Origin of the sequence: Actinoplanes sp. NPDC049598, assembly GCF_040675435.1 — a bacterium.
In the GTDB taxonomy this organism is placed as follows: domain Bacteria; phylum Actinomycetota; class Actinomycetes; order Mycobacteriales; family Micromonosporaceae; genus Actinoplanes.
Map to the genome: position 1 here is coordinate 101741 of NZ_JBFAOX010000019.1, position 16391 is coordinate 118131.

18 protein-coding genes are annotated in these 16391 nt (G+C 71.2%); 8 read left to right on the top strand and 10 right to left on the bottom strand.

What is annotated here, in order from left to right:
• Positions 1–7: 7 nt before the first annotated feature.
• Positions 8–424 carry a hypothetical protein gene (locus tag AB0J66_RS34760; RefSeq protein WP_364669981.1) on the bottom strand — a complete coding sequence of 139 codons (417 nt, stop codon included), beginning with the start codon at positions 422–424 and terminating at the stop codon, positions 8–10.
• Between the two features lie 94 nt (positions 425–518).
• The gene (locus tag AB0J66_RS34765; protein WP_364669984.1) at positions 519–866 is read right to left on the bottom strand and encodes a hypothetical protein; all 348 of its coding nucleotides are present in this window, start codon (positions 864–866) and stop codon (positions 519–521) included.
• Between the two features lie 118 nt (positions 867–984).
• On the opposite strand from AB0J66_RS34765, the gene AB0J66_RS34770 reads away from it, so the two are divergent.
• Positions 985–1629, top strand: a complete 645-nt coding sequence (locus AB0J66_RS34770; protein ID WP_364669987.1) for a hypothetical protein — start codon at positions 985–987, stop codon at positions 1627–1629.
• On the opposite strand, the gene AB0J66_RS34775 is transcribed toward AB0J66_RS34770, so the two are convergent.
• A complete protein-coding gene (locus AB0J66_RS34775) occupies positions 1630–2391 on the bottom strand; it encodes a hypothetical protein (protein WP_364669989.1) in 762 nt (253 codons plus the stop codon). It abuts the gene before it with no gap.
• Between the two features lie 149 nt (positions 2392–2540).
• Here AB0J66_RS34775 and AB0J66_RS34780 point away from each other — a divergent pair, with 149 nt between their 5' ends.
• From AB0J66_RS34780 to AB0J66_RS34790, 3 genes are read left to right on the top strand one after another with little or no spacing between them, the layout of a single operon-like run.
• Entirely contained in the window at positions 2541–3017 is a 477-nt protein-coding gene (locus tag AB0J66_RS34780) for a hypothetical protein (protein WP_364669992.1), read from the top strand.
• The gene (gene paaI / locus AB0J66_RS34785) at positions 3014–3424 is read left to right on the top strand and encodes a hydroxyphenylacetyl-CoA thioesterase PaaI (protein WP_364669994.1); all 411 of its coding nucleotides are present in this window, start codon (positions 3014–3016) and stop codon (positions 3422–3424) included. Before AB0J66_RS34780 ends, paaI begins: the two co-directional genes overlap by 4 nt.
• Before the next feature lie 33 nt (positions 3425–3457).
• Positions 3458–4258 carry a tyrosine-protein phosphatase gene (locus tag AB0J66_RS34790; protein ID WP_364669997.1) on the top strand — a complete coding sequence of 267 codons (801 nt, stop codon included), beginning with the start codon at positions 3458–3460 and terminating at the stop codon, positions 4256–4258.
• On the opposite strand, the gene AB0J66_RS34795 is transcribed toward AB0J66_RS34790, so the two are convergent.
• The gene (locus AB0J66_RS34795) at positions 4236–5186 is read right to left on the bottom strand and encodes an AraC family transcriptional regulator (RefSeq protein WP_364670000.1); all 951 of its coding nucleotides are present in this window, start codon (positions 5184–5186) and stop codon (positions 4236–4238) included. The two genes, AB0J66_RS34790 and AB0J66_RS34795, sit on opposite strands and share 23 nt — an antisense overlap.
• Before the next feature lie 363 nt (positions 5187–5549).
• Between AB0J66_RS34795 and AB0J66_RS34800 the strand changes: the two genes are divergently transcribed.
• Both AB0J66_RS34800 and AB0J66_RS34805 read left to right on the top strand, forming a co-directional pair.
• Entirely contained in the window at positions 5550–6116 is a 567-nt protein-coding gene (locus AB0J66_RS34800) for a Uma2 family endonuclease (protein WP_364670003.1), read from the top strand.
• A gap of 65 nt (positions 6117–6181) precedes the next feature.
• On the top strand, positions 6182–8437 hold the full coding sequence (locus AB0J66_RS34805) for a bifunctional diguanylate cyclase/phosphodiesterase (RefSeq protein WP_364670005.1): 2256 nt from the start codon (positions 6182–6184) through the stop codon (positions 8435–8437).
• Between the two features lie 14 nt (positions 8438–8451).
• Here AB0J66_RS34805 and AB0J66_RS34810 read toward each other — a convergent pair whose 3' ends face one another.
• The 3 genes from AB0J66_RS34810 to AB0J66_RS34820 all read right to left on the bottom strand — a co-directional run bounded on the left by AB0J66_RS34810 (position 8452) and on the right by AB0J66_RS34820 (position 11774).
• Entirely contained in the window at positions 8452–9732 is a 1281-nt protein-coding gene (locus tag AB0J66_RS34810) for a DUF222 domain-containing protein (protein ID WP_364670007.1), read from the bottom strand.
• Between the two features lie 146 nt (positions 9733–9878).
• Positions 9879–10691 (bottom strand): NmrA family NAD(P)-binding protein, encoded by an 813-nt coding sequence (locus tag AB0J66_RS34815; protein ID WP_364670010.1) that lies wholly within the window; start codon positions 10689–10691, stop codon positions 9879–9881.
• A gap of 198 nt (positions 10692–10889) precedes the next feature.
• A complete protein-coding gene (locus tag AB0J66_RS34820; RefSeq protein ID WP_364670013.1) occupies positions 10890–11774 on the bottom strand; it encodes a trypsin-like peptidase domain-containing protein in 885 nt (294 codons plus the stop codon).
• Between the two features lie 184 nt (positions 11775–11958).
• Between AB0J66_RS34820 and AB0J66_RS34825 the strand changes: the two genes are divergently transcribed.
• Both AB0J66_RS34825 and AB0J66_RS34830 read left to right on the top strand, forming a co-directional pair.
• Positions 11959–12423, top strand: a complete 465-nt coding sequence (locus AB0J66_RS34825) for a DIP1984 family protein (RefSeq protein ID WP_364670015.1) — start codon at positions 11959–11961, stop codon at positions 12421–12423.
• A 272-nt stretch (positions 12424–12695) separates the two neighbouring features.
• Positions 12696–13598, top strand: coding sequence for a DUF5996 family protein (locus tag AB0J66_RS34830; RefSeq protein WP_364670018.1), 903 nt, complete (start codon positions 12696–12698; stop codon positions 13596–13598).
• Positions 13599–13603: 5 nt separating this feature from the next.
• Here the strand turns inward: AB0J66_RS34830 and AB0J66_RS34835 are convergent, their stop codons facing one another.
• From AB0J66_RS34835 to efeO, 3 genes are all read right to left on the bottom strand, one after another.
• Positions 13604–13906, bottom strand: a complete 303-nt coding sequence (locus AB0J66_RS34835; RefSeq protein WP_364670020.1) for a hypothetical protein — start codon at positions 13904–13906, stop codon at positions 13604–13606.
• Between the two features lie 79 nt (positions 13907–13985).
• A complete protein-coding gene (gene efeB, locus AB0J66_RS34840) occupies positions 13986–15248 on the bottom strand; it encodes an iron uptake transporter deferrochelatase/peroxidase subunit (protein WP_364670023.1) in 1263 nt (420 codons plus the stop codon).
• A gap of 2 nt (positions 15249–15250) precedes the next feature.
• Positions 15251–16381 carry an iron uptake system protein EfeO gene (efeO, locus tag AB0J66_RS34845; RefSeq protein WP_364670026.1) on the bottom strand — a complete coding sequence of 377 codons (1131 nt, stop codon included), beginning with the start codon at positions 16379–16381 and terminating at the stop codon, positions 15251–15253.
• Positions 16382–16391 lie beyond the last annotated feature (10 nt).

Genomic DNA, 16391 nt, shown 5'->3' on the forward strand with positions numbered 1-16391 from the left:
AGAAAGGTCAGGCCGCTGCGGCGGGCATCTCAGCCGCCGGGGCGGCTTCCGGCCGGGCTTCCTGTCCGGCTTCCGGTCCGGCCTTCTGGTCGACGAAGCGGTGCAGGTTCTGCCACTCGAGGTCGGTGACGGCGCCGAACGCCCGTGCCTCGTCGATCAGATCGCGGGCCCTCGCGTAGTCACCGGCGGCGAAGGCCGCACTGGCCGCGGCGTTGGCCTGCCGGCCCTGGTCGCGGCGGATCTGGTTCCACTCGGCGGCGTCGCGGACCGTCATCGTGGGAATGCCGTGCTGCTTGAGCCAGGCCATCTCCTCGTCGGTGGCCTGCGTCACCCGGCCGACGTAGGCCGGGCCCCACTGCTCCAGCGCCAGCAGTAGTTGCCGCTGGCGGACGGCCAACCGTCGCCGGTCGAGACTCGCGCTCATCGTTCCCCCCAGAAGATCATCAGAGCCCTGACTGCCCTCGATGATCACCGGCTAATCCTGCCGGTGGGGCACGAGGCGATAACGATGCCGCTGATCAGCACCGCATCGCCGTGACGTCCACCACCTGCGTGTTCGGCACCGGTATCCACAGGCTGTCCCGGCCCAGACGGTCGTAGCTCCACGAGCCGAGCCGCAGCGGGCCCAGGTGCTTGACGACGGTGGTCACGCAGTTCGGCGGGGCCTCGAAGGCGTCGGTGTCGCGGAAGGCCGGGAACTGGGCCGAGAACTCGTACGGCCGGAGCCAGACCGACGCCGGAGCGTGCGAGATCCGCACGTACCAGGGGGAATGGTTCGTGACCTCGCCGCCGCAGAACGGGTCGTGCGCGGGGGCCAGGGGCAGCAGGAGGAAGAGCGCCACCGCCGCGACAGCCCGCCCGCCCATCCCTCGATGATGGACCCGGTTCGGCATTTAAGGATGTTTAAGGTTCGGTTTTCATCCTCCGTGCGACGCGTCCCCGTAGTTGTCGATCGAGACGGATCGACAACTGAGGAGCGATGCGATGTACCCGAACCGCCGGCGAAGCAAGGTGTCCCGCAAGGTGCTGCTGGGAGCGTCCGCCGTGGTGCTGGCGGGCGGCGCGTTCGCGGTCGGCACCGGGCTGAGCAGCGCGGGGGAGAACTGCGAGGGGCTCGACCAGGCGCTGCGGCAGAACCTGCAGTTCATCGCCGGTCAGCGGGCCGCGCCGGACGCACAGTCGGAGGCGCGCATCGCCAACCGGCAGGCCGTGGTCGATCTGATCAACCAGCGGCGTCAGGTTGCCGGCTGTAATGCCGACGTGGCCGGTGAGGTGCCCGGCGCGGTGGCCCCGGCAAAACCGACAAAAGCGCCGACTAAGGCCCCCACGACCGCGCCTACGACGAAAGCCCCCGCGGCGCCCCCGCCGGCCGCTGGGGCCGGCGAGGTCGTCTGCAAGGGCTCGACCGTGACGCTCTCGGGTGAGGCCGGGGCGCCGTTCGCGTCGAGCGGCACGTTCCCGGTCGGCACGACCCTGAAGGTCACCAACCTCGACAACAACAAGAGCATCACGGTGAAGGTGGAGACCACCTCCGGCAGTTGCGTCCTGCTCAACAACGCCGCGTTCGAGCAGGTCCGCGAGCCCGGCAAGTTCCTGATCCGCCGGGCCGTGATCGAGCGCGTCGGCTGATTACTTGCCGCCCAGCTTCTTCAGGTCGAAGATGTCGGCGGCGGCCGGGGCCTTGATGTCGGCGAACGTGGCGCCGTACTCGCTGAAGGCCAGGCCGCCGTCGGCCGCGGTCGGGCCCTCGAGACGCACCGGGTACGGCTCGCCCTCGGTGGCCACGTACAGCGTGCCGCCCGACTTGTCGGTCGTGTCGGTCAGCGCGATGGCCTGCCGGCCGTCGACCGTCTTGACCGCGCCCTTGTTGACGGTGCCCTCGTTGTCGAGCAGCTCGTCGATGTTGGCGATGCCGAACAGCTCGGAGGAACTGGTGTCGGACGGGTCGACCTTGACCCAGCGGTCGCCGACGACCTCGGCCACCGTCGCGCCCTGGGCGCCGCCGGTCGCCTTCCAGAACTTGGCGTCCGGCTTGTAGAAGCGCTGCTTGCCGACGGCGAGCAGCTCGACCTTGCCCTCCTTGGTGCCGAAGTACCCGATCAGGTTCTCCCCGGCCACCTTGAGGTCGAGGTCGAACTTCTGGCCCTCGTTGGTGACGCTGCCCTTGACGTGGTACGACTTGGCCGCCTTGAGCGCGGCCTTGGTCTTGGTGAGGATCTCGGCCCCGGTCAGATCGGCGACGCCGTTGCCCGAGCTCGTGCTCGCCGAGGTGGCGGGAGCGGCCGGCGCGGCGGCCGAGTTGTCCTTGCTGTCGTCCTGCCCGCCGCACGCGCTCAGCGCCACGACCGACGTCAGCGCGACCACGGCGGTCGCGATCGATCCAAGCTTCATGATCTTGTGTCCCCGTCTTCTGAATTTGCGGCGATCAACATAGCCGGGCCTGCGGTCACCCGGCAAAACGTCGTTACGCTGGCGTAATGCGTACGGGTGCGGTGACGCCCGAAGGGCTCAAGGTAGCGCCACCCGGCTAGCCTCGAACCATGTTGACCGCGGAGAAGAAAAGTATGTGGCGCGGCCAGTACCGGATGGTCGCCGACGGCCGCGAGGTCGCCCAGTGGGATCCGTCCTGGTGGCGCACCGGCGGCGATTTCGAGGTGGACGGGCACCGCTTCTCGGTCCGCGCCAACGCCTGGGGCAACCGGTTCAAGATGATCGACGAGTCCGGCGGCGAGGTGGCCCGGGTCGAGCGGGCCGGCCGCAAGAACTGGTCGGTGCACGCGGGCGGCCTCGTCTACGAGTTCCGCCGCACGTCGCTCTGGGGCAACCAGCAGGAGCTGCTGTCGGCCGGCGTCAAGGTCGGCTCGCTGCGGCGTACCTCCGCCTGGTCCGGCGGCGTCGAGGCCGACCTGCCCGGCATGCCCCTGCCGATCCAGATCTTCGTGGTCGGCGTCCAGATCGCCATGTGGCAGGCCCAGCAGGCCGCCGCGGCGAGCAGCAGCGGCGGCAGCGGCGGGTGACCGACTCCGCCGAGGCCATGTTCGGCCACGACCGCGCCAGCCGGGCCCTCGGCATCGAGCTCGAGGAGGTCGGGCCGGGGCGGGCGACGCTCACCATGACGGTACGCGACGACATGGTCAACGGATACGACCTGCTGCAGGGTGGGCTGCTCGCGGCGTTCTGCGACAGTGCGTTCGCGGTCGCCTGCAACACGTACGGCCAGGTGACCGTGGCCGCCGGCTTCGACATCACGTTCCTCGAGCCGGGCCGCGCCGGCGACAAGCTCCACGCCCATGCCGTGGAGCGGTCCCGGCGCGGCCGCTCCGGCCTCTACGACGTGACGGTGACGCGACAGGACGGCGTCGTGCTGGCCGAGTTCCGGGGTCGAAGCCGGACGATCGACACCCGTACGCCTCCTGAGAGATAGAACTCCGTCACTTCCGGCGCTTTGGATGACGGCATGAAGCGTCGTGCCTTCCTCGCCACCGCCCTGGCCGTCACCGTCGCCGTGGGGGGCTTCACCGCCCCCGCCCGGGCCGATTTCGATCGGTCGTTGCACCTGGCCTCGGCCACCAACTTCCGCGACGTCGGCGGCTACGCCACGGCCGACGGCCACACCGTGCGCACGGGCGTCGTCTTCCGCTCGAACAAGCTGAGCGACCTAACCGCGGCCGAGCAGCAGGTCATCGTCTCCCGCGGTATCACCCTCGACCTCGACATGCGCAACATCTCCGAGCGCTCGCAGGAGCCGGACAAGGTGCCGGCCGGCGTCACCTACCAGGTCGCCGACGTCGTCTCGCCCGCCCACGGCCTGCGCTTCCACAAGGATGCGGCCGCCACCCTGGCCGCCGCGCTCGCCGCCGGACTGTTCTCCGGCTCGTCCGATCTGGGACAGTCGATCGGCTACCCGTTCATGGTCAATTTTGTGGGCGCCGACTACGCCTTCCACGACGTGCTCTACGCGGTCGGGCACCACACCGGCGGCGGCGTCGTCTACCACTGCACCGCCGGCAAGGACCGCACCGGCTGGACCACGGCCGTGCTGCTCACCCTGCTCGGTGTGCCCCGGGCCACCGTCGAGCAGGACTTCCTGGCCAGCAACACGTACCTGGGCCGCCCCGACGCGGTCGAGGTGTCCTGGCTGCGGGCCGCGTTCGCCCAGGTCGACTACATCTACGGCAGCTTCGACAACTACGTACGCCAGGGTCTGAAGATGACCGACGCCGACATCGCCGCCATCAGGATACGACTGCTGGTGTGACCTCCCGCCGGCGGTACTCCTGCGGGCTCGTCCGGTATCGCCGCTTGAACGCGTTGCTCAGCGAGAACGCGCTGCCGTACCCGACCTGACGGGCCACCGCCTCGAGCGTCGCGTCCCCCTGCCGCAGCAGATCGGCCGCGAGCAGCAGGCGCCAGCCCGCCAGGTAGGCCATCGGCGGCTCCCCGACGACCTCGCCGAAGCGGCGCGCGAAAGCGGCCCGGGACACGCCCGCCTTCGAGGCCAGGGCGGAGACCGTCCAGCCGTACGCCGGATCGTCGTGCAACAACCGCAGGGCCGGCCCCACCACCGGGTCGGCCCGCGCCCGCAGCCACCCCGGCTTCGCCTCGTCCGGCGAGGCCAGCCAGGAACGCAGCACCGACACCAGCACCAGGTCGAGCAGCCGGTCCAGAACCAGATCCTGGGCCGGCTCGGTGCCACCCATCTCCCGCACAAGCAGATCGATCAGCGCCCGGTCCCCGTCCGCGGCCGGCCGCACGAGCACCCCCGGCAGCGCGTCGAGCAGCCGCCGCCCCACCTCGCTGTGCATCTGATAGGTCCCGCTGATCATCACGGTCGCCCCGTCCGGCGCCGCGCCCCACGTCCGTACGCCCTGCCCGGTCATCCGCATCTCCGTGCCATCGGCTGCTTCGCAGCGCTGCCCCGGATGGATGATCACTTGCGCTTTCCGCCCCGGCGCATCCCCCATGCCGTACGGCTGAACCCCGCTCACCACCGCAACGTTCCCGGCCCCGATCCGCGCGCCGGCCTGCCCGTCCCGGTCGATCCAGGCCTCACCCCGCACCAGCGTGATGAGCGACAACGGCGACCCATCCTGAATCCGCAACCCCCACGGCGGATCCAGCACCGACCGTAGTAGAAACGCTCCGCGCGCCCGCGCCCCATCGAGCAGCCCCGTAAGCACATCCATCGCGCCAGTATCTCCCTGGGGGCGACCCCCAGACCCCACGGTGCGGTGGGTGCGCTCATCGATCGGCTTGCGCGCCGCCCTGCTCATGCCCGCCTGCCGGAAGGGTCGGTCGAGCCCCTTTCGGTGACTCACCAGCTTCCGACAATTCTCCGACAATCGACTGGCAGATTCCATCTGCGGGCACTCGACCAGGAATGACGTCGCTGCCCGGCGTGTCGGAGACTTGCGTGCTTCGCTGAATTCCGCCCAAAGCCGACTTGTGGTTGCTCAGCGCGACTGGCATCTTGCGACTTGGTCGGAGTCACTCTCCTCGCCGTCCGACGAATCTGCCGGGACCGTCGTCGTGTCTCGTACGATGGGCGGATGAGCGCGGAGACCGTCGGCATGTCCATGCCCGCCCTGGTTACGCTCGACGACCTGGCGGCTATGAATGCCTCTGACCAGAACGGTCATCGATACGAGACCAGCCCCGAGGGAGTCTTGTCCGTCATGCCGCCTCCGGATTCGGAACACGCGCAGATCGCCAGCCGGATCTTCGCCTGGCTGATCATCGCCGGCTGGTCGGCTGAGCAGGTTCTGCAAGTTGCGGGCATTCGAGTTCCGGGGCCTGTGCCGGGACAGGACGGCGGCCGCATTCCCGACCTGAGTGTCTGGAGCAAGGCTCCTCCGCGTGGAGTCTGGTTGGCCGTCTCGGAGCTCCTCCTGGTGATCGAGATCGTCTCGCCCGGCTCGGAGGGGATGGACGAAGTCATCAAGCGCCGCGAATACGCTTTGGCAGGCATTCCTCAGTACTGGGTCGTTGATCGGGACGATGCTCAGACGGTGACGCTGTACCAGCTCACCGAGGGAAAGGCCTATGCCGAGCGGGCACGGATGCCGCTGGCCTGGTTGCTGCACACAAAGCCCGGTGACCACCTCGACGGACGCTGACAAGAGCCGAACGCCGAACGTTCGGGGGAGATCAGTTCTACATCGGAGCGGTTAGGGTCGGGCGCGTGACGCGGGAAGCGCTTCGATCGACTACGGGGTTCGTGGTGGCCACCGTGGTGGTCGCCGTGGCCGGCGCGGTCTGGTGTGTGGGCTATCTGGGCGCGGGGGTGGGCACGGAGGCCGTCGCGTACGTCTTCGTGCCGGTCGGGGGAGTGCTCGCGACCGCGTCCGTCCTCGAGCTGGCGCGCAGCGGCGAAGGGGTGGCCGGGCGGTTCTGGCGGGCGATCCTGCTGTCCTTCGGAGCCATCACGGCCGGCTACACCTGGCTGGCCGCGGACATGTTCCTCCACCTGGACGAGGTGCGGACCCGCAGCATGCCGGCGGCGGCCGCGGCGCTGGCGGCCTTCGGGTTCGTGGTGGCCATCTGGGCGCTGGGCCGGGTGCCGGTCGTCGCGGCCGGCGGGGTCGAGCGGTGGCGGCTCGTGCTGGACCGGGCGATCGCGTTCCTCGGGTGCTCGGCGGTGTTGTGGTATCTCGGGCTGGCGCCGATGTTCACCGCCCGCGAGCCGTTGAGTGAGCAGGCCACGCTGCTGGTCGGGCTCGGTCTGCTGCTCGCGGTCGGTGCGGCGACGAAGGCGTCGTACATCGCCGGTGGGCCGGTGGACCGGTTGGCCATCCGGTGCATCGCGGCCGCCGGGGGTGTTCCAGCCGGGGCTGTCAGCGTGCTCGTCGCGCATTACGGTCTGGTGGCCACCGTCCCGGCCCAGTCGGTCATCATGCCGCTGGCCCCGGTGCTGGTCTCCCTGGGGGTCGCCGCCCAGCGCCGGCGTCACCGGCCCGCGCGTGAGGGCGTACTGCTGCCTTACCTGGCCATGGCCCTGGTGGCCGTGCCACTGATCGCGGTGGCGGTCGGCGCGCCGTTGCACTGGCCGGTCCGGGCGACCCTGATCGCCGCGGTCGTCGTGATCGCCCTCGTGATGGTGCGGCAATACCTCGCGTCGCGGGAGAACGTCCGGCTGCTGGAGCGGCTGCGCTACGAGGTGACCCACGACGGGCTGACCGGGCTGGCCAACCGCGCGTACTTCCGCGAGCGGCTCGCCGCCGGCCCGGCCGCGGTGCTGCTCATCGACCTGGACGACTTCAAGACGGTCAACGACCTGCTCGGGCACGAGGTCGGCGATCATCTGCTGATCTCGGTGGCCGGGCTGCTGCGGGCCGAGGTGGGAGAGCAGGGCCTGCCCGTACGGGTCGGGGGTGACGAATTCGCCGTGCTGCTGGCCGGCGGCGACCCCGAGGCCCTGGCCCGGCGGTTGCTGGCCGCCCTCTCGCAGCCGATCAGCGAGCACCGGCTGCTGGTGCAGGCCAGCATCGGCATCGCCGCCGCCGAGCCGGGCGCGACCGTCGACTCGGTTCTGCGCAACGCCGACGTCGCCATGTACATGGCGAAACAACAAGGCAAGGCCGGGTTCGTACGCTACGTCGACGGCATGGGGGAGCCCGTGCTGGCCCACATGCAACTGGGCGGGGAGCTGCGCCGGGCCCTCGACAACGACGAGTTCCGGGTCGTCTACCAGCCCATCGTCCGACTCGACGGAAACCGGCTGATCGGCGTCGAGGCGCTGGTCCGCTGGCACCACCCGACCCGCGGGGTGGTCGCCCCGGCCGAGTTCATCCCGGCCGCGGAGCGTACCGGCCTGATCGTCCCGCTGGGCCGGTTCGTTCTGCGCGAGACCTGCCGTCAGGCGGCCGAGTGGCTCACCGAGTTCGGCCCCGACGCGCTGCGCGAGGCCGGCCTCAACGTCTCCGCGCGCCAGCTGCACGACCCGGATTTCGTGGCCGACGTGGCCCACGCCCTCGCCGACAGCGGCCTGCCGTGCGAACGCCTGGTCCTGGAGGTGACCGAGTCGGCCGTGCTCCGCGGCCAGCAGGTCTCCCGGGCCCTGTACGAACTGGACCGCATGGGGATTCGCCTGGCCCTGGACGACTTCGGCACCGGCGAGTCGTCGCTGAGCCTGCTCCGCGCCTTCCCGGCCGCCATCGTCAAGCTCGACAAGTCCTTCGTCGACGGCATCGAGATCGACGACGGCCACCCCGCGGCGGCCGACGCCCGTCAGGCGGTGGCCCGTGCGGTGATCCAGCTGGCGCACGCCCTGGGTCTCGACACGGTCGCCGAGGGGATCGAGAGCCCCGAGCAGGTGACCACCCTGCGCGCCCTCGGCTACACCCTCGGCCAGGGCTACCACCTGGCCGAGCCGATGACCGCGGCCGAGGTCTCCCAGCTACTGGCCCGCCAGCAGGCGGCCGCGTCTCGCCTGCCCTGAGCCGCAGCGGGCGTTCAGACGGCCGCACGATGGGGCCGGTGGTAGAGGTTGCGGCGTGGGCGCCGTTCCGGATCGATGGTGGCCGGGGGGATGAACTCGGGTAGTCCGTCGGCGCCGAGACGTATCTGCCAGCCGCTGTCGGGGTGGTGGATGTCGCGGTGGTGCCGGCGGCAGAGCAGGACCAGATTCTCCAGCACGGTCGCCCCGCCTTCGGCCCATCCCTTGAGGTGATGCATGTCGGTCCATCGGGGAGGGCGATCACAGTCGGGGAACGCGCAACCGCGGTCCCGCAGGTGCAGGGCGCGGCGTAGCGGGCCGCTGGCCAGGCGTTGGCTGCGACCGAGGTCGAGCACCTGACCGGAGCCGCCGAGCACCGCCGGCAGGATCCGGGCGTCGCAGGCCAGCCGCCGGGCCGTCGCCGCGGACAGGCGCGTGCCGGTCTCGGTGGTGGCGGCACTGAGGGCGCGGGTGAGCGGGTCGTAGCCGACGGTGACCGCTAGTTGGGCCGGCTCACCGCCGTTGGCGGGCAGCTCCTTGGTCCGGAGCGCGAGCCGGCACACGTCGGCCAGGGCGTCGGCGCGTCGTTGTTCCGGGCGGCGCTCGTCGCCGGGTGCCGGGGCGCACAGCGGATCCAGCGCCGCCTGCAGGAGAGCGGCGTCTTCCAGGCCGAGGGTGCCGGACAGGCGCACCATGCCGCGGTGGGGAGCGGAAATGGTGAACCCACGGGCCCGGTGGGCGCGGGCTTCCTGGCGGGCCAGGGCGGCTTCCTCGGCGCGCTCGGCCAGCTGGGGCGCCACATGCTCGAGGATGCGTTCGCCGACGCGGCGTAGCTGGTACGCCGGCAGGCGTTCCGCCATCTCGATCAGCGTGGCCTCGGCCTGCTGGCTGATCTGGTCGGCATCGCCCGGGCTGAGGTCGTCGAACTCGCTCAATCCCGCACTGGTCGCGTCGACGGCATCGGCGATCACCAGCGCTTGCCGGGCATCGACGAGCCCGTCCACCAGGGCTTGTTCGAGCGCGGGATGGTCGTGCAGGGCGGTGGCCAGGTCGGTGCGCTGGCGGGCCGCCCGGGGATCGAGCCGCAGCTGGGAGCGGAGCCAGCCGGTGGTGCTGCGGCTGCCCTGCGTGGCGGGTACGCCTCGCTCGATGGCGTGGTGGATGAGCCTGGCCTGCATGGCCGCGGCGGTCTGTTCGAGGCGGTGGGCGGCATGCAGGCAGGCGGTCAGCTCGTCGTCGCCCACCGGCCACAAGGGTGACGCGGCGAGCTTCGCGGCGTCGTCGCTGAGTCGTTCCATCTCTGCCAACATGCCGCCCATCTTCGAACACACGTACGACAGATTCGGGGGCCCAGGAGATCCACGTTCACCATGTGCACGGCCGCCCCAAACGCCAATCGAGCCGGGCCGATGTCGTCCCGAATCGGGCGCTCAAGGGCCGCCGGTCAGGCCGGGTCCCACACTCCAGTGCCGGCATGCCGGTCGGCGTACTGGGCGAAGTCGCGGGCCGGCCGCCCGAGGGCCTCGCGCACGCCGTCGGCCGGGCGGACGTTCCGGCCGTCGAGGATGTGGCGGAACATGTCGCCGAGCTCGACCGGCAGGCCGATCTCGCGGAGCACGTCCTGATACTGCTCGTACGTGATCGCGGTGTACTTCACCGTCCGGCCGGTGGCCCGGCTCAGCTCGGCCGCCACGTCGCCGAAGGTCAGCGCCCGGGGGCCCGTCAACTCGTACCGCCGGCCCTGATGCCTTTTGTCGGTCAGCGCGGCCGCCACCACGTCCGCGATGTCCTCCGCGTCGACGAACGGCTCCGGCACGTCGCCGGCCGGGAGCATGACGGTGCCGCTCCGTACCGCCTCGACGAGGAAGTCCTCGCTGAAGTTCTGCATGAACCACGCGCAGGAGACGATCGTCCATCCGGCGCCCGCCGCCTTGACCCGTTCCTCGGCCTCCAGCGCGAGCGGCTCGCCGCGCCCCGACAGCAGCACCAGCTGCTCGACCCCCTGGCTCACCGCCAGACGGGCGAGGGCTTCGACTTTCGCTGCCGCTCCGGGCAACCCCAGGTCCGGATAAAAGGTGATGTACGCGGCTCGCGCGCCCGCCAGCGCCGGGGCCCACGTCGACTCGTCGTCCCAGTCGAACCGCGTGGCGCTGCTCCGCGATCCGACGCGTACGTCCACGCCTTGCTTGTCGAGGCGCTCGGCCACCCGCCGCCCGGTCTTGCCCGTCCCACCGATGAGAAGCGTCGTGTTCGTCATGCCTCAAGTACAGTGCCGCGCCACGAGACGCAGAATGGCCGAGAACCTCGCCCTCATAAGCGAGACGCTCAGCCGCAGGTGCACGATGCCCGACCGGCGAGAACACCGAACCCGGCCCGCCCGCGGTGGGCGTCCCCGGGTTCGCCCGCAAACCGGCCCGACCCGGCGGCATGGTGGCCGCAGCCCCGCTCGAGGGCCTCAGCCCCGGTTGATCAGGTCGGTGGCCACCTGCCGGGCGCGGGCGATGGGCACGGCGAAGCCGATGCCGATGCTGCCGCCGCCTTCGAGGGTGGCGATGGCGGTGTTGACGCCGATGACCTCGCCGCGGGCGTTGATGAGGGGGCCGCCGGAGTTGCCGGGGTTGATGGAGGCGTCGGTCTGGACGGCGGTCCGGCGGGCGGTGCCACCCAGCCGGACGGGGCGGTCGACGGCGCTGATGATGCCGGCGGTGACGGTGCCGGACAGGCCCAGCGGGGAGCCTACGGCCAGGACGGGCTCGCCGACGCGGGTGGCGCGGGGGTCGGCCAGGGGTAGGGCGGGCAGGTTGGCCGAGCCTTCGACGCGCAGGACGGCGATGTCGTTGCTGGGGTCGGTGCCGACGAGCGTGGCGGTCAGGCGGCGGCCGTCGGCGCCGATGACGGTGATGGGGCCGCCGGCGGCTACGACGTGGTTGTTGGTGACTATGTGGCCGCGGTCGTCGAAGGCGAAGCCGGAGCCCGAGCCGTTGCCGGCCTGGACCGAGACGACGCCGGGGAGGGCGCGGGCCGCGGCGGCGACGAGGTCGGCCGGGACTGCGCCGCTCGCTGGGGCGGCCGCCGGCGCGTCGTCGCGGCCGGTCACGTAACCGGCCACGCCGCCCGCGCCGGCGCCGGCCGCGAGGGCCAGGACGAGCAAGCCTCCGGCAGTGGCCAGAGGCCACCGCCGGGCCGGGCCGGCGGGCTCGGGCTCGGGCCCGGACGGTACGGGCGCTTCAACGCCGGGCGCGCCCGTCGGGGGGCCGGCCCACGAGCCGGGAGACGCGGGGACGGAGGGTGAAGTGAAGTGCGGGCCGCGGGGTGTGGGCCCCAGTCCTTCGATGGTCATGGCGCGGCTCCCTCTGCCGGTGGGATGGAACGGGCGGGCGTCCGGGGTTTGGGGGGCACACGCCGAACGCCCGCCCTCGTGGTCCATGACAGCAAGGGGGACCGAAAGCGGACCGAAGAAAGATGCCCCGTGGCTGAGGCCACCGCCTGTGCCCGCGCTCGTCATGATCGGCCATAATCACCGGATGAAACTTGCTGAGGCTCTCGCCCTGCGTGCGGAAGCGTCGCGGCGCGCGGAGCAGCTCCGCGCCCGGGTGGCCAGCAGCGCCCGCTACCAGGAAGGCGAGACGCCGGCCGAGGATGCCGCCTCACTGCTGGCCGAGGCCGGCGAGGTGCTCGGCGAGCTCGAGTCGCTGATCCGGCGGATCAATCGCACCAATGCCGCCACCCAGGTCGAGGGTGGCACCCTCACCGACGCGCTCGCCCGCCGGGATGTGCTGCGTCTGCGGCACAGCGTGATCACCTCGGCCGCCGACGCCGCGGCCGGTGACGGGCAGCGTGGGTTCCGGCAGCTGCGCTCGGAGCTGAAGATGATTCCGGCGCTGCCGGTGGCCGATCTGCGGCGCGAGGCCGACGAGCTGGCCCGGCAGCTGCGCGAGGTCGACACGCTCATCCAGCGGACGAACTGGGAGGCCGAGCTGCTCGACTGATCAGGACGCGGAGCAGGTAGCCGAGGTGGAGGCGTGCACGAACCCGAGAGCCGGCGGGTGATCCGGCTCACCTCCTGGCGCGCCGAGGGCAGGCGCAGGGGTTCGACTCCCCGATTCACCGCGCATGCCCAGCACGGACGACGAGTGACGGCGCACAGGGCACCACTAATCACCAAGTGCAGATCCACCACGGTGAGGGCGGGAACGGGGAACTCCGCGGGTTGTGATCTCCGTCGAAGAGCGCGGCGGGGGTCGTGTGGCAGGCTCGGGCGATGGGACGAAGCGATTGGCCTCGGCTGAAGGTGACCGACTGGGTCGACACGCGCGACACGCTGCAGTTGTGGGCGCAGATCGTGGGCAAGGTGCGGATGGCGCACGCGCCGGCGGTCAACCACTGGTGGCATGTGACGCTCTATCCGAGCGCGCGAGGGCTGACCACGTCCGCGATTCCGTACCGGCACCTGTCCTTCGAAGTGGAATTTGACTTTCTCGACCAGGTGTTGCGGATCAGCACGAGCGACGGGCGGTCGCGGACGATCCCGCTCGAGCCCAAGACGGTCGCGCAGTTCTACCGCGAGACCATGCTCGCCCTGGCCGAGCTCGACATCGAGACGGCCATCCATCCCGTGCCGAACGAGGTCGACCCGGCCATCCCGTTCGCCGAGGACGAGCAACACCGGTCGTACGACGGTGACGCCGTCCGGCTCTTCTGGCGTCAGCTGCTGCAGGTGGAGCGGGTGATGAGCCGGTTCCGGTGGGAGTTCCTCGGCAAGACCAGCCCGGTGCACTTCTTCTGGGGGTCGCTGGACCTCGCGTACACCCGCTTCTCCGGCCGGGCCGCCCCGCAGCATCCCGGCGGCGCGCCCAACTGCCCGCCCTCGGTCATGCACGAGGCCTACTCGCACGAGCTGGCCAGCTTCGGCTTCTGGCCGGGCGGGGGAGAGGAGGGCGCGTTCTACGCCTATGCCTACCCTGAGCCGGCGGGTTACGCCGACTTCGCCGTACGCCCGGAAGCCGCTCACTACGACCACGGCATCCGCGAGTTCCTGCTGCCGTACGAGGCCGTCGCCGGGGCCGCGGATCCGGACGCGGCCCTGACCGAATTCCTCACGTCGACGTACGAAGCCGCGGCCGAGCTGGCCGAATGGGACCGCTCGGCCCTCGAACGCTCCTGACCCTGCTAGCGGCGGCCGTGGCGGCGCGGGCCGCGCGGGCCGCGCGGAAGCTCGGGCGACTCGGTGGGGCCGCCGGGGGCAGCCTGGAAGACGGTGGCGGCGGGGCGGCGCAGGGCCTCCGGCTCGGCGGCCGGGGTGGGCTCGGCCGCGGCGTCCGGCTCGTGGATGTGCCGGTGCTGCTCGTCGGCCTTGGCCCACATCTGCTCCAGGGTCACCTGGCTGTGCTCCCCGGCCACCTCGATCTCGATGCGGCAGAACAAGTCGCACGGGTATTCGACGACGAACGTCGCCTGCGGGGAGGCGGTCATCGGGGGCCGATCGTGAACGGGTGCATTCCGCCATCGTACGGGCGGGCCGATCGGCCGCGGGACCGACCGCCCCGCCCGCTCAGCCGAACAGGCCGCTCCCCCAGAAGTCGCCGGGGCCGCGCAGGCCCGGCGGGCAGGCGAAGATGCCGCTGGAGACGTGCCGCACGTACTCGTTCATCTCGTCGTTGGCGGCCAGGCTCCGCTGGACCGGGATGAAGGCCCGGGCCGGGTCCCGTTGGTACGCGATGAAGAACAGCCCTGCGTTGAGACGCCCGAGCCCGTCCGAGCCGTCGACGAAGTTGTAGCCCCGCCGCAGCATGCGCGCCCCCTTGTTGGCGTCCGGGTGCGCGAGCCGTACGTGCGCGGTCGCCGGCACGAGCGGCTGCCCGTCCGCGCCGACCGCGGTGAAGTCGGGCTCGTCGAACTCGGACTCGGCCCCGATCGGCGCCCCGCTGCCCTTGAGCCGCCCCACGATCTGCTCCTGCTCGGCCAGCGACGAGCGGTCCCACGTCTCGATCAGCATCCGGATCTTGCGGGTGACCAGGTACGATCCGCCGGTCATCCAGTCCGGGCCGTCGCCCGGCTGCACCCACAGGTGCTCGCGCAGCTGGTCGGTCTCCTCCGCCTTGAGGTTGCGGGTGCCGTCCTTGAAGCCGAACAGGTTGCGCGGCGTCGCCTGGCCGGCCGCGGTCGACGACGTACGCCCGAAGCCCAGCTGGGACCAGCGTACGCTGACCGTGCCCATCCCGATGCGGGCCAGGTTGCGGATCGCGTGCACGGCCACCTGGGGGTCGTTGGCGCAGGCCTGGATGGCGATGTCGCCGCCCGAGATGGCCGCGTCGAGCGTGTCCCCGGTGAAGCGGGGGAGCGGCGCGAGGGCCTTGGGCTGCCGGGCGGCCAGGCCGAACCGGTCCTTGCCGCCGGCGTCGCGGAACAGGCTCGGGCCGAAGCCGGCGGTGATGCTGAGCGACGACGGCGACAGGCCGAGGGCCTCGCCGGTGTCGTCCGGCGGCGCTTCCGGGATGCCGTTGACCGCGCCGATCGAACCCGCGTCCTGCCCGGCCGTCATCCGCGCCGCGGCCGCCGTCCAGTCGCGGAGCATCTGGACGAGCTTGTCGCGGTCCTTGGTGATGACGTCGAACGCGACGAAGTGCAGCCGGTCCTGGGCCGGCGTGACGATACCGGCCTGGTGCTCGCCGGTGAACGCGACGACGTCCGAGGCGGGCCCGGCCTCGGGCTCGCCCCTTCTCAGCGCGGCGCCCCCGGCCAGACCGGCCGCGCCCACCCCCACGCCGGTGCCGGCAAGCGTGATGGCTTGCCGGCGCGACATCTTCCACGGCATGATCAGGCCTTCTTGGCCACGACCGCCGCCACCTTGCTGATCGGCTCGGCGAGCGCGTTGATGGCGTCCGACAGGGTCTTCAGGTCGGCCTGGGTGAGCTGGTTGTGCAGCTTGTAACCGTCACCGTCGCGGTACTTCTCCAGCGCCGCGTCGACGTTCGCGAACTCGGTGTCCAGCGTCTTGACCAGGGCGGGGTCGCGCTCCTCGAGCACCGGGCGCAGCGCCGCGATGGCCGCCTGGGAGCCTTCGACGTTGGCGTTGAAGTCCCACAGGTCGGTGTGCGAGTAGCGGTCCTCCTCGCCGGTGATCTTGCCGGAGGCGACCTCGTCGAGCAGGCCCTTGGCCCCGTTGGCGAGCTGCAGCGGGGACAGCTTCTCGGCGTTGGCCTTCTGCACGATCTCCTTGACGTCGGTCAGCAGCTGGTCGGCGATCGGGCCGTCCTTGGAGATGTCCGGCTTGGCGGCCCACAGGTCCTTCTCGATGCGGTGGAAGCCGCCGAACTTCATGCCCTCCTCGGTGACCTCCTCGCGCCCGTCGATCCGCGGGTCGAGGTCGCCGAAGATCTCGGCCACCGGCTCGATCCGCTCCCAGTAGGTGCGGGCGACCGGGAACAGCGCCTTGGCCTCGTCGACCTTGCCCGCCTTGACCGCGGTCACGAACTCGGTGGTCTTGGTCTCGAGCGCGCCGGTCTGGCTCTTGACGTAGCGGCTGTAGCTGGCGGTGGCGTCGGCCAGCTTGGCGTCCTCGGTCAGGGCCGGGGCCGAGCCGGAGACGGTCAGCGCGCCCCGGATGCCCTTGCCGATCATCCCGGGCTTGCAGGCGGTCTCGTACGAGCCCGCGGGCAGCTCGACGTGCAGGTTGCGCGACAGCCCGGGGGCGATGTTCTCGACCTCGGCCATGACCCGGTCGCCCGGCGCGTACACGTAGAACTCGGTGACCTTGTTGCCGCCGTTGGTGATGGCGAATACGCTGGTGCCGGCGTCCACGGTGGTCTTGCCGACCTCACAGCCGGTGTCGGTCGCCTTGACCGCGATCGGGCCGCCGGCCGCCTCGTCCGTGCCGGAGTCGCCGGATCCGCAGGCGGCGACGGAACAGGCCGTCACCACGGCCAGCAGAAGGGGTGTTTTGCGCACGGTATATCTC

What these genes read in the sequence shown, in the direction of transcription:
- AB0J66_RS34835 (WP_364670020.1), bottom strand. Translation starts at nt 13,906, where the DNA reads ATGACCGCCTCCCCGCAGGCGACGTTCGTCGTCGAATACCCGTGCGAC.
- AB0J66_RS34775 (WP_364669989.1), bottom strand. Translation starts at nt 2,391, where the DNA reads ATGAAGCTTGGATCGATCGCGACCGCCGTGGTCGCGCTGACGTCGGTC.
- AB0J66_RS34795 (WP_364670000.1), bottom strand. Translation starts at nt 5,186, where the DNA reads ATGGATGTGCTTACGGGGCTGCTCGATGGGGCGCGGGCGCGCGGAGCG.
- AB0J66_RS34825 (WP_364670015.1), top strand. Translation starts at nt 11,959, where the DNA reads ATGAAACTTGCTGAGGCTCTCGCCCTGCGTGCGGAAGCGTCGCGGCGC.
- AB0J66_RS34820 (WP_364670013.1), bottom strand. Translation starts at nt 11,774, where the DNA reads ATGACCATCGAAGGACTGGGGCCCACACCCCGCGGCCCGCACTTCACT.
- AB0J66_RS34790 (WP_364669997.1), top strand. Translation starts at nt 3,458, where the DNA reads ATGAAGCGTCGTGCCTTCCTCGCCACCGCCCTGGCCGTCACCGTCGCC.
- AB0J66_RS34780 (WP_364669992.1), top strand. Translation starts at nt 2,541, where the DNA reads ATGTTGACCGCGGAGAAGAAAAGTATGTGGCGCGGCCAGTACCGGATG.
- AB0J66_RS34760 (WP_364669981.1), bottom strand. Translation starts at nt 424, where the DNA reads ATGAGCGCGAGTCTCGACCGGCGACGGTTGGCCGTCCGCCAGCGGCAA.
- AB0J66_RS34810 (WP_364670007.1), bottom strand. Translation starts at nt 9,732, where the DNA reads ATGGAACGACTCAGCGACGACGCCGCGAAGCTCGCCGCGTCACCCTTG.
- AB0J66_RS34770 (WP_364669987.1), top strand. Translation starts at nt 985, where the DNA reads ATGTACCCGAACCGCCGGCGAAGCAAGGTGTCCCGCAAGGTGCTGCTG.
- AB0J66_RS34765 (WP_364669984.1), bottom strand. Translation starts at nt 866, where the DNA reads ATGGGCGGGCGGGCTGTCGCGGCGGTGGCGCTCTTCCTCCTGCTGCCC.
- AB0J66_RS34830 (WP_364670018.1), top strand. Translation starts at nt 12,696, where the DNA reads ATGGGACGAAGCGATTGGCCTCGGCTGAAGGTGACCGACTGGGTCGAC.
- efeB (WP_364670023.1), bottom strand. Translation starts at nt 15,248, where the DNA reads ATGCCGTGGAAGATGTCGCGCCGGCAAGCCATCACGCTTGCCGGCACC.
- AB0J66_RS34815 (WP_364670010.1), bottom strand. Translation starts at nt 10,691, where the DNA reads ATGACGAACACGACGCTTCTCATCGGTGGGACGGGCAAGACCGGGCGG.
- AB0J66_RS34800 (WP_364670003.1), top strand. Translation starts at nt 5,550, where the DNA reads ATGAGCGCGGAGACCGTCGGCATGTCCATGCCCGCCCTGGTTACGCTC.